Source organism: Sphaerotilus microaerophilus, from assembly GCF_023734135.1.
Lineage (GTDB): Bacteria > Pseudomonadota > Gammaproteobacteria > Burkholderiales > Burkholderiaceae_C > Sphaerotilus > Sphaerotilus microaerophilus.
In genome coordinates this window covers 4,011,332-4,025,009 of the sequence record NZ_AP025730.1, presented here as the reverse complement: position 1 = coordinate 4,025,009, position 13,678 = coordinate 4,011,332, and the positions used below count along the sequence as shown (strand labels likewise).

14 protein-coding genes and 1 pseudogene are annotated in these 13,678 nt (G+C 66.9%); 12 read left to right on the top strand and 3 right to left on the bottom strand.

The window, feature by feature from the left end:
- Positions 1-244 precede the first annotated feature (244 nt).
- From NGK70_RS17145 to NGK70_RS17100, 10 genes are all read left to right on the top strand, one after another.
- A complete protein-coding gene (locus NGK70_RS17145) occupies positions 245-796 on the top strand; it encodes a JDVT-CTERM system glutamic-type intramembrane protease (protein WP_251969704.1) in 552 nt (183 codons plus the stop codon).
- Positions 793-1,977 carry a choice-of-anchor D domain-containing protein gene (locus NGK70_RS17140; RefSeq protein WP_251969703.1) on the top strand — a complete coding sequence of 395 codons (1,185 nt, stop codon included), beginning with the start codon at positions 793-795 and terminating at the stop codon, positions 1,975-1,977. Before NGK70_RS17145 ends, NGK70_RS17140 begins: the two co-directional genes overlap by 4 nt.
- 54 nt (positions 1,978-2,031) lie before the next feature.
- Positions 2,032-2,544, top strand: coding sequence for a TlpA family protein disulfide reductase (locus NGK70_RS17135; protein WP_251969702.1), 513 nt, complete (start codon positions 2,032-2,034; stop codon positions 2,542-2,544).
- Between the two features lie 91 nt (positions 2,545-2,635).
- Entirely contained in the window at positions 2,636-2,914 is a 279-nt protein-coding gene (locus tag NGK70_RS17130) for a DUF4266 domain-containing protein (RefSeq protein WP_310742542.1), read from the top strand.
- Positions 2,901-4,100, top strand: a complete 1,200-nt coding sequence (locus NGK70_RS17125) for a DUF3570 domain-containing protein (protein ID WP_251969701.1) — start codon at positions 2,901-2,903, stop codon at positions 4,098-4,100. Before NGK70_RS17130 ends, NGK70_RS17125 begins: the two co-directional genes overlap by 14 nt.
- Positions 4,101-4,113: 13 nt before the next feature.
- Complete coding sequence (locus tag NGK70_RS17120; RefSeq protein WP_251969700.1) at positions 4,114-5,079, top strand: FAD:protein FMN transferase; 966 nt, start codon at positions 4,114-4,116, stop codon at positions 5,077-5,079.
- A 5-nt stretch (positions 5,080-5,084) separates the two neighbouring features.
- Complete coding sequence (gene dsbD, locus NGK70_RS17115; protein ID WP_428985526.1) at positions 5,085-7,148, top strand: protein-disulfide reductase DsbD; 2,064 nt, start codon at positions 5,085-5,087, stop codon at positions 7,146-7,148.
- 131 nt (positions 7,149-7,279) lie between these two features.
- Positions 7,280-7,582 carry a hypothetical protein gene (locus NGK70_RS17110; protein ID WP_251969699.1) on the top strand — a complete coding sequence of 101 codons (303 nt, stop codon included), beginning with the start codon at positions 7,280-7,282 and terminating at the stop codon, positions 7,580-7,582.
- Between the two features lie 162 nt (positions 7,583-7,744).
- Positions 7,745-8,260, top strand: coding sequence for a ribonuclease E activity regulator RraA (gene rraA, locus NGK70_RS17105; protein WP_251969698.1), 516 nt, complete (start codon positions 7,745-7,747; stop codon positions 8,258-8,260).
- A 76-nt stretch (positions 8,261-8,336) separates the two neighbouring features.
- Positions 8,337-9,236 (top strand): HDOD domain-containing protein, encoded by a 900-nt coding sequence (locus tag NGK70_RS17100; protein WP_251969697.1) that lies wholly within the window; start codon positions 8,337-8,339, stop codon positions 9,234-9,236.
- A 39-nt stretch (positions 9,237-9,275) separates the two neighbouring features.
- Here the strand turns inward: NGK70_RS17100 and serB are convergent, their stop codons facing one another.
- Both serB and NGK70_RS17090 read right to left on the bottom strand, forming a co-directional pair.
- The gene (gene serB / locus NGK70_RS17095) at positions 9,276-9,986 is read right to left on the bottom strand and encodes a phosphoserine phosphatase SerB (protein ID WP_251969696.1); all 711 of its coding nucleotides are present in this window, start codon (positions 9,984-9,986) and stop codon (positions 9,276-9,278) included.
- Between the two features lie 126 nt (positions 9,987-10,112).
- Positions 10,113-10,655, bottom strand: a complete 543-nt coding sequence (locus tag NGK70_RS17090; RefSeq protein WP_251969695.1) for a DUF4405 domain-containing protein — start codon at positions 10,653-10,655, stop codon at positions 10,113-10,115.
- 244 nt (positions 10,656-10,899) lie between these two features.
- Between NGK70_RS17090 and NGK70_RS17085 the strand changes: the two genes are divergently transcribed.
- Complete coding sequence (locus tag NGK70_RS17085) at positions 10,900-11,889, top strand: IS630 family transposase (protein ID WP_251973654.1); 990 nt, start codon at positions 10,900-10,902, stop codon at positions 11,887-11,889.
- A 294-nt stretch (positions 11,890-12,183) separates the two neighbouring features.
- Here NGK70_RS17085 and NGK70_RS17080 read toward each other — a convergent pair.
- Positions 12,184-12,534: pseudogene (locus NGK70_RS17080) on the bottom strand (transposase); the annotation flags it as partial.
- Between the two features lie 82 nt (positions 12,535-12,616).
- Here NGK70_RS17080 and NGK70_RS17075 point away from each other — a divergent pair.
- Positions 12,617-13,630 carry an IS701 family transposase gene (locus NGK70_RS17075; RefSeq protein ID WP_251969112.1) on the top strand — a complete coding sequence of 338 codons (1,014 nt, stop codon included), beginning with the start codon at positions 12,617-12,619 and terminating at the stop codon, positions 13,628-13,630.
- Positions 13,631-13,678 lie beyond the last annotated feature (48 nt).

The window sequence follows — 13,678 nt, the reverse complement described above, 5'->3', positions numbered from 1 at the left end:
TTGCATTCGCGACCCGAGGCGTTCCAGACGCCAGTGAATGTAAGCATCAGCGGCGAGCGGGCCCCGCGCATCCCGGCCGTCTGCCCTGCGGACGACGGCATGCATCCGGCGCTGGATGTGAATTAGTTCGCAGTCCGGAGGTTTACACCGGGTTGCCAGCTTCATGTTCGGTTCATTCCGGATGGGGACAATGGCGACATGGGATTAGGTCCCATTCCTGCTGCCATCCATCCCGATCTTCCGCATGTCGTCGCTGTCCATCCCCGTCGTTGCCCGCCCGCGCCCCCTGGTCCGGGTGCGAGGTCTGCGCCTGCCGGTGCTGGCGACAGGCCAATCTCGCCGGGCGATCGTGGTGGTGGCGGCGCTGGCCACCATGGTGGCGCTGGCGTCGGGCTGGCCCGCCGGGACGCGGGCTGTGCAGCCAAACTGGTTGGTGACCTGGCTGCTGATGGCGCCGGTTTGCGAGGAGCTGTTCTTCCGCGGCGTGCTGCACGAGGCGCTGCTGCGGGCGGCGGCGTGGCGGGCAGCCAATGTCGCCGTGGCGCTGGCGTTCGGCGCGCTGCATGCCTGGTCGCGTGACGCGTGGACCGGCGTGGCGGTGGTCCTGCCGGCGTTGTGCATCGGCAGGCTCTATGAACGTGAGCGCCGTGTCGTGGCGGCCGCCGCGCTGCACGCCAGCTTCAACCTGGCCTGGCTGGCCTGGGGCCAGCCGGGTGCGCCCGAGTGGGCCGGACTGTGTGATCTGGTCAGCCGTTCCTCTGAATCATGGGTTTCTCTACGGGAGTTGTTTGCATGAGTTTTGATGTTCCTTCCCTGGTCCGTGGGCTTGCCCCGTGGGCGATGGCCGGCCTGCTGGCAACGGCTGCCCTGGGCGTTCACGCGCAGAGCGTCAGCACTGGCCAGACGCTGTACACGAAGGTGTTCGTGTCTGGCACCAGCAGTTGCGCGGCCAGCGCCTGCCACGGCACGAATCCGGCGTCGAACATCAACAACGTGCGGTTCGGCTACGCCGCCGCGCTGACCAAGAGCGCGGTGTCGGGACGCCGTGAGATGCAGTTCCTGCAGTCGCAGCTGAGCGATTCGGACTACAACGACCTGGCCGCCTACATCGCCAGCAAGACGGGCGACACGCCGAGCTACATCACCGTCGCGGCAACACCGGCTGTCACCTTGTCGGGCAGCACGCTGGCGTTCGGCTCGGTGACGGTCGGCCAGACCAGCACGGCCCGCAGCGTGACGCTGTCCAACAGCGGCAGCGCGGCGCTGACGATCAACGGCATCGCCGCCAGCGGCACGGGCTTCGCGGCCACGAACAACTGCCCGACCAGCCTGGCGGCCGGCAGCAGCTGCACGATCAGCGTCACTTTCACGCCCACTTCGGCTGCCAGCGTCACCGGCAGCGTGGCCATCACCAGCAATGCCAGCGGTTCTCCGCACGGCATCGGCCTGTCGGGTACGGGCACGGCCACGCCGGTGGCCAACCTGGCCTGGACCGGCTCGACCAGCCTGTCGTTCTCGGCCACCGTGGGCACTCCGTCGGCGGAGCAGACGCTCACGCTGCTGAACTCGGGTTCGGTGGCCGGCACGATCGGCGCCGTCACGGTGTCAGGCACGAACGCGGCCGATTTCGTGCACGGCGGCAGCTGCGGCGCTGGAGTCACGCTCTCCGCAGGTGCCAGCTGCACCGTCACGGTGGGCTTCGACCCGGCGGCCGCCGGCGCACGGTCGGCCACGCTGCAGGTGACGTCCACCAACGCCGCCAACCCGGCCACGATCAGCCTGGCGGGCACGGCCGGCGGCAGCGGTGCCACCAGCAACGCCAACGTCGGCGGCGGGGGCTGCTCCGTCGCTGCGTCCGGCCGGCCATTCGACCCGCTGCTGCTGGCGCTGGGCGGCCTGGCCGTCCTGGTCCTCGGCTGGCGGCGCTGGCGCCAGCACGCCGAGGACCAGGACCAGGTCCCGGGCCGGAATCCCTGAGCCTGCCGCATCGCCTCGTTTCCCGTTTCCTACCTCACTCAAGGAGCCGCTCCCATGCAACCCATCTCACGCAACCTGCGCCGTCTGCTTGCCTGCGCCGCCCTGGCCGGCGCCTGCTCCGCGGCCCTGGCCGCCACACCGGGCCAGCCGGCGCCGGCCCTGGAGCTGCCCGGCCTGCAGGGCAACGTCAGCCTGGCCGCCTCCAAGGGCAAGGTGGTCTACGTCGACTTCTGGGCCTCCTGGTGCGGCCCCTGCCGCCAGTCCTTCCCGTGGATGAACGAGATGCAGGCCAAGTACGGCGCGCGCGGCTTCCAGGTCATTGGCGTGAACGTCGATGCCAAGCGCGAGGAGGCCGACAAGTTCCTCGCCCAGACCCCGGCCAAGTTCACCCTGGCCTTCGACAGCAAGGGCGAGTCTCCGCGCGCCTTCGCCATCAAGGGCATGCCGACCTCGGTGCTGGTTGGCGCCGATGGCACGGTGCTGCAGCAGCACAGCGGTTTCCGTGACGAGGAGCGCAAAGCGCTGGAAGACGCCATCGTCGCGGCGCTGGCCAAGGCCGGGCGCTGATCCATTGCCGCAGTGGCCCCGACAGGCCACCACGCGCGGCACCGGCCCGGCGCCAGCCGGACCCACCCCGTTTCATCCAGGAGGATTCCCCGTGAACCACCCCGATCCGAGCGTGCCCCCCGCGGCGCGCCGAGCCGGCCTGCGCCTGACGCTGCTGGCCTCCCTGGCCGGCCTGACCCTGCTCGGCGGCCTTGGCGGCTGCAGCACCTTCAAACCGCCCCAGCCCTGGGAAAAGGGCACGCTGGCGCGCAAGGACATGACCTTCGAGGCCGACTCGCTCGACCAGCGCTACGTCCAGCACATCTACTTCAGCAAGGAAGCGGCCTCGGGCGGCTACGGCGTGGGCGGAGGTGGCTGTGGCTGCAACTGAACTGCACGTTGAACTCGACCGCAGCGATGCGGCCCCGCGCGCTGTACGCGGTCTGGCCGGCTCCATCGTGGCCGCTGCGCTGGCCCTGCCGGGCGTGATCGCAGCCGTGGTGCCTGCCACCGCGATGGCCGAGCAGGCGCCCGAGCAGGGCGTGGTGGCGCTCAAGTACCTCAACTACCGCGAGAGCCAGCCGGGCCTGAAGCGCATCGCCGTCGATGCACCGTCGTTGTACCTGCTCGCGCCCATCGGTGCGCACTGGTCGCTTGAAGGTTCCGCCGTGCACGACGACGTCTCCGGTGCCTCGCCGCGCTACTACGCGGACGTCTCCGGTGCCAGCGTGATGCACGACAAGCGCAACGCCGGCGACCTGAAGGTGACGCGCTACTTCGAGCGCTCCGCCCTCGGCCTGGCCGCGTCGGTGTCGAACGAGCACGACTACCGCTCGCGGGCGCTGTCGGTGGATGCCCGCTTTTCCAGCGCAGACAACAACACCAGCTGGAACACCGGGCTGGGCTTCACGAACGACCGCATCGACCCGGTCAACCGCAAGGTCAACGAGAAGCGCCGCACCACCGACCTGCTGCTCGGCGTGACGCAGGCCTGGAGCGCGCAGGACCTGGTGCAGGCCAACCTGACGCTGGGCTTCGGGCGCGGCTACTTCAGCGACCCGTACAAGATGTACGACGAGCGCCCTCGCAAGCGCAACACCGGCGCACTGCTGCTGCGCTGGAACCACCGGGGCGAGAACTGGCCCGGTACGCTGCGCAGCAGCTACCGGCTCTACCAGGACAGCTTCGGCGTACGGGCCCACACCACCGAGGCGGCCTGGGTGCAGCCGCTGGGCAGCGCCTTCACGTTGACGCCGCTGCTGCGTTACCACACCCAGCGCGCGGCGTCGTTTTACTACGATCCGTCGAGCGCCATCAATCCAGTGACCGGGCTGCCGTTCTATCCGGACCAGGAGGTATCGACCCGCTATAACACCAACGACCAGCGCCTGTCGGCCTTCGGCGCGCTGACCTGGGGTGCGCGGCTGGACTGGAAGATCAGCCCGCGCTGGAGCGCCGACCTGAAGTTCGAGCGCTACGAGCAGCGCTCCGGCTGGCGCCTGGGCGGCGACGGCTCGCCGGGGATTGCGCCCTTCACGGCCAACTGGCTGCAGGTCGGCCTGAGCTCGACGTTCTGACGCGGAGCCGGTGATGGGGGTCCAGGCCATGGGCATGCAGCGCGAACCCGTCGAGCCCGACGGTGACACGGTCATCGAGTTCAGCGGCATGGCCAGCGTCTGCAAGATCCGCCTGGCCGGGGTCGATGCGGCCACCGCCCGGGCCTGGGTCGAGCAGGCCATCGCCGAGGTGCGGCGCATCGAGACGACCTACTCCCGCTACCGCGCCGACAGCATCGTCTCGCGCATCAATGCGGCGGCAGGCAGCGGCGAGCCGGTGCCGCTGGACGCCGAGACGGCCGACCTGCTTGGCTTTTCCGACCAGCTCTGGCGTGCCAGCGACGGGTTGTTCGACGTCACCAGCGGCGTGCTGCGCCGGGCCTGGGACTTCCGCAGCCAGCGTCTGCCCTCGCAGGCGGAGCTGGACGCCCTGCTGCCGCTGATCGGCTGGGGCGAGGTGGCCTGGTCGCGCGAAGCGATCGCGCTGCCTCGGCCGGGCATGCAGCTGGACTTCGGCGGCTTTGGCAAGGAGTACGCCGCCGACCGCGCGGCCGGCCTGCTGCTGGCCCTGGGCGCGCGCAGCGGCATTGTCAACCTGGGCGGCGACCTGCGCGTGCTCGGCCCCCGGCCGGACGGCTCGCCCTGGCGCATCGCCATCGCCCACCCGCGCGAGCCCGGCGGGGTGATCGCCAGCCTGCCGGTCAGTCAGGGCGCGCTGGCCACCAGCGGGGACTACGAGCGCAGCATGGTCGTTGACGGCCGGCGTTACTGCCACCTGCTGCACCCCCGGCATGGCTGGCCGGTGTCGCACTGGCAGGCCATCAGCGTGCTGGCGCCGGCCTGCCTGGCGGCCGGGGCGCTGACCACCATCGCGATGCTGAAGGAGGCCGACGCCCCGGCCTTCCTGCGCGAGCAGGGTGTGTCCTGGCTGGCTGTCGACGCGCATGGCGGCGTCACCCGGGTCGACCCCCTGGTCGGCGTTGTCGATCCTTCACAATGAGCACCATGTCAGTCCTGTCTGCTTTCGCCTTGGCTTCTTCTCCTTCTCCTTCTCCCCGCCCGCTGGCCGCCGGCCAGCCCGGGGTGTGCCGGTTGCTGCGTCCGCTCGCGATGCTGTTCGTCCTGCTGTGGGCGCTGCTGGCAGGTGCGATGGCCCGCGCCGCGGACGACTTCCTGGAGCCCGACCAGGCCTTCAAGCTCTCCGCCCGCGTGGCCGATGCGGCGACGATCGAGCTGAGCTACGAGATTGCACCGGGCTACTACATGTACCGCGAGCGCTTCGCCATCGAGGCGGCGCCCGCGGGCGTGCAGCTGGGCGAGGCGGCCTATCCGAAGGGCAAGGTGAAGTTCGACGAGACCTTCCAGAAGGAGGTCGAGACCTTCCGCGACGGCCTGCGCATCCCGCTGCCCGTGCGGGCCGCGCCGGCCGAGTTCAAGCTCACCGTGACCAGCCAGGGCTGCGCCGACAAGGGCCTGTGCTACCCGCCGCGCCCGCAGGTGCTGAAGGTGCAGGTGGCCGATGGCGCGCTGCGCCAGGTCACGCTGATGGCCGACGAGGCCGGCGCGGCCTGGCAGCCGGCGGCGGGCCCGGCGCTGGCGCTGGGCGCGCCGGGTGGTGGTGCCTTGGCCGCCTCGGCCGCCTCTGCTGGATCAGGCGCCGCGGCGTCCTCGGCGGGGGCCGCTGCACCGGCACCGGCGGCCAAGGCGCCGCCGGCCTCGGCAGGAGCTGGCGCTGGCGCGGGCGCGGGCGGTGTCGAGGGCGCCCTGCGCTCGGGCAACCTGTGGACGGTGGTGGGGGTCTTCCTGCTGGCGGGCCTGCTGCTGTCCTTCACGCCCTGCGTGCTGCCGATGCTGCCGATCCTGTCGTCGATCATCGTCGGCCAGGGCGCGCCGGTGTCGCGGCCGAAGGGTTTTGTGCTGTCGCTGGCCTATTCGCTGGGCATGGCGCTGGTCTACACCGCGATGGGCGTGGCCGCCGGGCTGGCGGGCGAGGGCCTGGCCGCGGCGCTGCAGAACCCCTGGGTGCTCGGCGCCTTTGCGCTGCTGCTGGTCGGTTTCTCGCTGTCGATGTTCGGCTTCTACGAGTTGCAGCTGCCTTCGGCGCTGCAGAACCGCCTCACCGCGACCTCGGGGCGACTGCAGGGCGGCAGCTACGCGGGCGTGTTCCTGATGGGCGGGCTGTCGGCGCTGATCGTCGGGCCCTGCGTGGCGGCGCCGCTGGCCGGGGCGCTGGTCTACATCAGCCAGACGCGCGACGTGCTGCTCGGCGGCGCAGCGCTGTTCGCGCTGGCCTGCGGCATGAGCGTGCCGCTGCTGCTGCTGGGGCTCTCGGCCGGCTCGCTGCTGCCGCGCGCCGGGGCCTGGATGGAAGGCGTCAAGCGCTTCTTCGGCGTGCTGCTGCTGGCGGTGGCGCTGTGGATGGTCGCGCCAGTGCTGCCGGCCTGGGTGGCGATGGCGGCCTGGGGTGTGCTGGCGCTGGGCTGCGCGGTGCAGCTGCGCGCCTTCGACCGCCTGCCTGACGACGCAGCGGGCCTGCGCCGCATCGCGAAGGCCCTGGGTGTGGCGCTGGCGCTGGCAGGCGCGGCGCAGATCGTCGGCCTGCTGTCGGGCGGGCGGGACCTGCTGCAGCCGCTGGCGCACCTGCGCGGCGGCGTGGCGGCGGCCGCGCCAGGGGCGGCTTTGCCGGCCGCTGCGGGCCATGCGCTGGCGTTTCAGCGCGTCAAGACCCTGGCCGAGCTGGAGGCCGCGGTGCGCAGCGCCGGCCGGCCGGTGATGTTCGACTTTTATGCCGACTGGTGTGTGTCCTGCAAGGAGTTCGAGCAGTTCACCTTCAGCGACCCGCAGGTGCGCTCGCGGCTGGCCAACGTGCTGCTGCTGCAGGTGGACGTCACGGCCAACAACGCCGACGACAAGGCCCTGCTCAAGCGCTTCGGCCTGTTCGGGCCGCCAGCCATCCTGTTCTTCGATCCGGCGGGGCAGGAGCTGGCCGACCGGCGCGTGATCGGCTTCCAGAACGTCGCCCAGTTCCTGGGCAGCCTGGACGCGGCAGGCATCCGCGCGCTGAACTGAGAACCTGTGAGTTGACCTGGCGCAAATACTGACCCCTCAGGGACGAGGGTTTTCAGTCGATAGGACAGGGGCGAGGGCGGTTCCCTCGTGCACTCGGGCCTGGCCCGATTGTTGTGCCAGCGAAAGCCACCATGTCCGTCGACCTGCATGCCCCCGCAGCCAATGTCTCCCTGGTCATCTTCGGTTTCACGGCCGAGACCACGGCTCAGGACGTGGCCTCTGTCCTGGGCTGCTGCGGCGTGCGCCTGCGTGGTGTCTGGGCCGATCTGGAAGTGGCCTTGGTGCCCATTCCGGGCGGCGCGGGCGAAACTTATGCCCATGTGCAGCACGTGCCGGACCGCCTGCTGGCCTACCGGCTGGCCGATGGGGTCAACTCACGGCGCTTTCACGGCCGCCATTTGCAGTCCTGGGTACCCGTGATGGCCTGGTCCTGACCGGCCGCTGCGGTGCCGGCGACGCCAGCCCCGTGTCAGGCTGGGTGGCCATCGTGTCGGCCTGCCCTGGCGGGCGGTCCGCGGTGCGGCATCATGGTCGCCGACCGGGGCTGGTCACCGCCCCGTCCTGCCGACCTTCCGCCCCAACCGCCGAGAGACCCGATGAGCGCTGCCGCCCCCGCCCACCCCGTGCCCGCCACCTGCGACCTGTGCGATCGGCACAAGGCCAGTACCGACGGCACCTTCCGCGTCCTGCCGCCGGTGTTCCGCGAATTTGGTGGCCGTGCGGCCTTCGCGGGTCGGGTGTTCACCGTCAAGTGTTTCGAGGACAACACCTCGGTGAAGGCGCTGCTGGAAGGCCCTGGCGAGGGCCGGGTGCTGGTGGTCGATGGTGCCGGTTCGCTGCGCCGCGCCCTGGTCGGCGGCAACATCGGCGCGGCAGCCGCGCGCAACGGCTGGGCCGGTGTGGTGGTGGACGGCTGCGTGCGTGACGTGGCCGAGCTGGCCGCCTGCGACGTGGGCATCCGCGCCCTGGCGGCAATGCCGCTGCCCACCGACCGCCGGCAGGCCGGGCTGGTCGATGTGCCGGTGCAGGTGCAGGGCGTGTGGGTGCGCCCGGGCGACTGGCTGTGCGCCGATGCCGACGGCATCGTCATCCTGCCCCAGCCGGCGCAATGACCTCGCTTGAGGGGGAAGGCGGCCCGTGCCGCGCCTGAGCCCCTACAGATGAAGGGGGCGGTGCCGAAAACAGGCCATGCCCGCGCCCGCCGCCACCTCGTCTGTCTCTGCCTTCGCCGCTTCTTACGCCAACGCCCTGGACCCGGCCCTGCTGGCCGGGCTGGTGAAGGACATCGGCATCCCGCCTCGCCCGGATCTGCTGGAGCGCCTGCATGCGGAGCTGAGCAGCGAGCGCCCTCGGTTGGACGCGCTGGTGCAGGTGGCCACCTCCGACGTGGCCGTCTCGGCGGCGCTGGTCAAGATCGCCAACGCGCCCTGGCTGGGGCTGCCGCAGCCCATCGGCACGGTGCGCATCGCCTTCGAGCGCCTGGGCGCCTGCCGTTGCCTCGCCATCCTCAGCGCGCTGGTGCTGCGCCGCGTGCTGCCCTGCCAGGGGCCGTCGCTGGAGCGCTTCTGGGATGTGGCGCAGCGCCGCAGCATCGCGATCGCCTGGCTGGCACGCCAGCATGGCCAGGTCGAGCCGGACCTGGCGCACAGCTTCGGCCTGTTCTGCGACATCGGCATCCCGGTGCTGCTGCAGCGTTTCGAGCAGCCCAGCTACCGCGTCACGCTGGCCGAGGCCAACCTGGGCCACCGGCCCTTCACCGAGGTGGAGCAGGGTCGGCACGGCACGCACCATGCGCTGGTGGGGGCCTCGATGGCGGGCTCCTGGGGACTCAGCGATGAGATCGTGCAGGCCGTCGCGCTGCACCACGACTACCGCTGCCTGGGCAGCAGCGTGGTGCCGCAGCGCGTGCAGGTGCTGGTGGCGCTGGCGCTGCTGGCCGAGCGCATCATCCAGCGCCACCATGGGCTGAATCGCCACGCCGAGTGGCAGCGCGGCGGCATGGCCGCCCTGCTGGCGCTGGAGTTGACGCCGCACCAGGCCGAGTCCTGGGCCGACGAGGTGCAGGCCCAGCTGGAGTTGTGTTTTTGATGCGGTGTTCCTGACGCCGGGGGTTGACCCGGCGCGGGCTCAGCGCAGGACTTCGAGCAGGCGGTCCAGGCCGCCCTCGTCGATCGCCACCATCGCGTGCTCCCGCACGCGCGGCTTGGCGTGGTGCGCCACCGACAGCCCGGCCACGCCCATCATCGGCAGGTCGTTGGCGCCGTCGCCCATCGCGATGGCCTCGCGCGGCTCGATGCCCAGTTCCGCGCAGGTGTCCAGCAGCATGCGACGCTTCTCCTCGCCATCGCAGATGTCGCCCCAGCCCTGGTCGACCATGCGGCCGGTGAGCAGGTCATCGACGATTTCCAGCTGGTTGCTGCGGCTGAAGTCGATGCCCAGGCGCTCGCAGATCCGGTCGGTGAAGAAGGTGAAGCCGCCCGAGACCAGCAAGGTCTTCAGCCCGGCCTCCCGGCAGGCGTGCACCAGCGCCTCGGCGCCTGGGTTGAGCTGCAGGCGCCGGTTGTAGACCTCCTCCAGCGCCGTGGCCGGCACACCGGCCAGCAGCGCCACGCGCTGGCGCAGGCTTTCCTTGTAGTCGGCAATTTCGCCGCGCATCGCCGCAGCCGTGATGGCTGCCACCTCGGCCTTGCGGCCAGCGGCGTCGGCGATCTCGTCAACGCACTCGATGTTGATCAGCGTCGAATCCATGTCGAACGCGATCAGCCCGAAGTCGGCCAGGCGCAGGGGAGGGGTGAAGCCGCGGATGACGAGGCCGGGCGCGAATTCGATGGGAGTCATGGTGGTGGCGATGTGGCACGAAAAGGCCGGCTTGCGCCGGCCATCAGCCCACATTGTCCCAGAGCCGCTCGCCCATCCACTGGTTCAGCCGCACCCGGGCGGGTTCACGCTGGCCGAGACGCAACGTCAGGGCTTGTGCTCTTCCTTGTCACCGGAGGCGGCCTGCTGGGAACCCAGCACCTTGCGCAGCAGGTTCTTCTGCTGCTCGTAGTCCGCGCCGGCGAGGTCGGCGACCGTCGTCGTGTCGCTCACCGGGGCCGTGACACCCGCGGCCTGGATGCGGGACTTCAACTCATCGTTGCTGACCCGGGCCACCTGGGCCAGCACCGGCAGCGGCGCCGTCGCCAACGCACGCACCGGCGTGGCCCAACCGGGCTCCTTCTCAGCCTTCTTGGGGATGAACTTCGCCGCGGCCATTGCCAGGACGAGCACCGCCACGAAGCCGCCCACGATCATCAGCGCGCGGCGCGAGTTCAGGTGGCGCTTGAAGCCCAGGAAGTTGGCGGTCACGTGGCCCACGACGCCGATCAGGAAGGCCCAGCTCAGCCACTCGTGCGCAGGCACGATCAAGCCTGGCCGCAGCCCGAAGAACATCAGCACGCCCGTCACGGCCATCAGTGCGAAGGCCCCCATGGTGATCGGAGTCACCCATTCACGATTCACATTCATGTCGCTCTATTTCCAAATGACCTGCTGGTTGCATCCTGGGCAGTCTGGCCCGGACGAGCGGCATTCTTTTTGAGGTTTCTTAACACCCGATGATCCGCGGCGCAGGAAGGTGGCGAGCCTGCGACAGGTGTCACGCGATTTACTAAGAAATAAAGAAATTTAGTTCTAATTGAGTTTGTGTTCATATATAATATGCACCATGAAGCACAAACTGCCTCCCCGTCCTGTTTTTACCTCGCGCCGAATGGAGCAGCAGTGGAATCGAATGCAGGGTGTCAAGATGATGCGGGAAGGGTTTGCTGCGGCGGATGTGGCGCGTTTGTTCGGCGTGACGAGTCGTGCCGTCTACAAATGGGTCGCCGCCTTCAGTGAGGGCGGGCAAAATGCGCTGGCAGCCAAAAGCGGAGCCGGGCGCCCGCTCAAACTCAATGAAGAGCAACTTCGGTGGATTGCCGATACGGTTCGTGACAACACGCCCGACCAACTGAAGTTCGAGTTCGGGCTGTGGACACTTTCCATGATTGGCGCACTCATCGAGCGCCAGTTCGGCATGAAATTGAGCCTGCCTACGCTGAGCAAGGCGATGCGCCTGCTGGGCTTCACTACGCAGCGTCCGGTGCATCGCGCCTATGAACAAGACCCCGTGCTGGTGTCGCAATGGTGGGCGTCTGACTGGCCGCAGCTCCAGGCCACCGCCAAGGTGCTGGGTGCACAGATCCTGTTCGCTGACGAGGCTGGCATGCGCTCGGACTACCACGCCGGTACCACGTGGGCACCCCAGGGACAAACACCTGTGGTGCGCTCGACGGGCAAGCGTGTGTCGGTGCAGATGATTTCTGCGGTCAGTGCCAATGGACAACTGCATTTCATGCTCCACGAGGGACGCACAACGGCCGAGGTCTTCGTGAAGTTCCTGCGCCAATTGATGACCGACCGGACTCAGAAGGTCATTCTCGTCGTCGATGGTCACAGTATTCACAAAGCCGGAATTGTTCAAGAATATGTCAATTCAACCGATGGACTGCTTCGACTCCACTACCTGCCGCCATACTCTCCACAACTCAACCCTGACGAGCAGGTCTGGAAGAACGTCAAGGAGCGAGTATCAAAGCAAAAGCCGACAGACAAAGCCAGCCTGCGCAGTTTGATCGAGCGGGCGCTACTGCGACTACAAGATCTGCCTGCTCTGGTTTCAGGATTTTTTCGCCATCCAGATTGCCCCTACATTTTGTGAATTAAATTATTTTCTGTCTTAGTACATGGTATTGGTTAATGCGATTCGCTCCCATCCGCGTTTTACTTTCGTGTGCTACTGCGCGGTTGGCGGTGCGAGGTTGTCGGTCTAAACAGAAACCCGTGAAAAATTCGGCGAATTGCCGTGTCCTGTTCCGATCGGCCAACTGCTGTGTGACGTGCTCGTCTGCGACCATCACAACCGTTCGTTTCCTGTTCATGGAGAAGAGAAATATTAGGACTTACGCAGGGTCACTTCAGCTAGCGCAATGATTCGCCATTTCGACTCAATATGTCAGATGGGTGCCATGCGAATGGTTGGTGACCGAAGTTCCTTCTTGAGGAATTCCGAGAGGATTCCCTTCTTCAGGCTGTAGATGTTTGTCTTCAGCGCTTTGGCCGTCTCGCAGAGGTGGACCCAGGCCAATATCGCGCAGGCGATGTGATTCTTCTGTGACCGGGCCATTCTGCACTGACATTTTTCGATGCCAAGAACCTGCTTGATCTCCCTGTGGTACTGCTCAATCTTCCAGCGCACGGCACACATCTCATGCGTATCGTCCGTCGAATCTTGAGATAGGTCGTTTGTCACAACCCAGTCCGTGCGATTGGTATCAACCACAACCCGGAACAGTTTCAGCTTTAGGACTTACGCAAACGTTTAAATCAAACTAGATTATTTAATATATCGGCGCCGATTTCGTGGTATTTGTGATAATATATTCACCATGAAACCCACGAGCCGAGACTACTGCCAATTTCTGATATCCACACAAATCAACTACACGCAGACCTATTTTGCGGATCACCATCAGAGGTTTTCTCATGACGCCATAAATCGCTACTTGCAGGCTGCCAATATCAGCCCGGCCGATGTCTGGAATCTGGCCCGACGAAACATCGAATTTGACGACGATGCCTGCCTGGTTTTCGATGACAGCGTTCTGGACAAGAACCACTCGCACAAAATCGAGCTGGTGCGCAAACAGTACAGCGGCAACGCCCACGGCCTGATCAAGGGCATTGGGGTGGTCAACTGCCTGTACGTGAACATCAAGACCGGCCACTACTGGATCATCGACTGGCGCATCTATGCGCCTGACGAAGACGGCAAGTCCAAGCTGGATCATGTCCAGGAGATGTTCGACAATGCCATGGCGCACAAGAAGCTGCCCTTTCGCACCGTGCTGATGGACTCCTGGTACGCCACCATGGATCTGATGAAGCACATCCACCGGGCGGGCAAGCACTTCTACTGCCCGCTCAAGAGCAATCGCAAGGTTGACGACAGCCAAGGCCAGCAGCCCTACAAGGCGGTCAGTACGCTGCAGTGGAGTGCCCAAGAACATGTGCATGGCAAACACGTCAAACTGTTCAAGTTTCCCAGTGACATCAAGCTGAAACTGTTCCGGGTTGTGGTTGATACCAATCGCACGGACTGGGTTGTGACAAACGACCTATCTCAAGATTCGACGGACGATACGCATGAGATGTGTGCCGTGCGCTGGAAGATTGAGCAGTACCACAGGGAGATCAAGCAGGTTCTTGGCATCGAAAAATGTCAGTGCAGAATGGCCCGGTCACAGAAGAATCACATCGCCTGCGCGATATTGGCCTGGGTCCACCTCTGCGAGACGGCCAAAGCGCTGAAGACAAACATCTACAGCCTGAAGAAGGGAATCCTCTCGGAATTCCTCAAGAAGGAACTTCGGTCACCAACCATTCGCATGGCACCCATCTGACATATTGAGTCGAAATGGCGAATCATTGCGCTAGCTGAAGTGACCCTG

What these genes read in the sequence shown, in the direction of transcription:
- serB (WP_251969696.1), bottom strand. Translation starts at nt 9,986, where the DNA reads ATGACTCCCATCGAATTCGCGCCCGGCCTCGTCATCCGCGGCTTCACC.
- NGK70_RS17075 (WP_251969112.1), top strand. Translation starts at nt 12,617, where the DNA reads ATGAAACCCACGAGCCGAGACTACTGCCAATTTCTGATATCCACACAA.
- NGK70_RS17120 (WP_251969700.1), top strand. Translation starts at nt 4,114, where the DNA reads ATGGGGGTCCAGGCCATGGGCATGCAGCGCGAACCCGTCGAGCCCGAC.
- NGK70_RS17110 (WP_251969699.1), top strand. Translation starts at nt 7,280, where the DNA reads ATGTCCGTCGACCTGCATGCCCCCGCAGCCAATGTCTCCCTGGTCATC.
- rraA (WP_251969698.1), top strand. Translation starts at nt 7,745, where the DNA reads ATGAGCGCTGCCGCCCCCGCCCACCCCGTGCCCGCCACCTGCGACCTG.
- NGK70_RS17145 (WP_251969704.1), top strand. Translation starts at nt 245, where the DNA reads ATGTCGTCGCTGTCCATCCCCGTCGTTGCCCGCCCGCGCCCCCTGGTC.
- NGK70_RS17085 (WP_251973654.1), top strand. Translation starts at nt 10,900, where the DNA reads ATGGAGCAGCAGTGGAATCGAATGCAGGGTGTCAAGATGATGCGGGAA.
- dsbD (WP_428985526.1), top strand. Translation starts at nt 5,085, where the DNA reads ATGTCAGTCCTGTCTGCTTTCGCCTTGGCTTCTTCTCCTTCTCCTTCT.
- NGK70_RS17140 (WP_251969703.1), top strand. Translation starts at nt 793, where the DNA reads ATGAGTTTTGATGTTCCTTCCCTGGTCCGTGGGCTTGCCCCGTGGGCG.
- NGK70_RS17100 (WP_251969697.1), top strand. Translation starts at nt 8,337, where the DNA reads ATGCCCGCGCCCGCCGCCACCTCGTCTGTCTCTGCCTTCGCCGCTTCT.
- NGK70_RS17090 (WP_251969695.1), bottom strand. Translation starts at nt 10,655, where the DNA reads ATGAATGTGAATCGTGAATGGGTGACTCCGATCACCATGGGGGCCTTC.
- NGK70_RS17135 (WP_251969702.1), top strand. Translation starts at nt 2,032, where the DNA reads ATGCAACCCATCTCACGCAACCTGCGCCGTCTGCTTGCCTGCGCCGCC.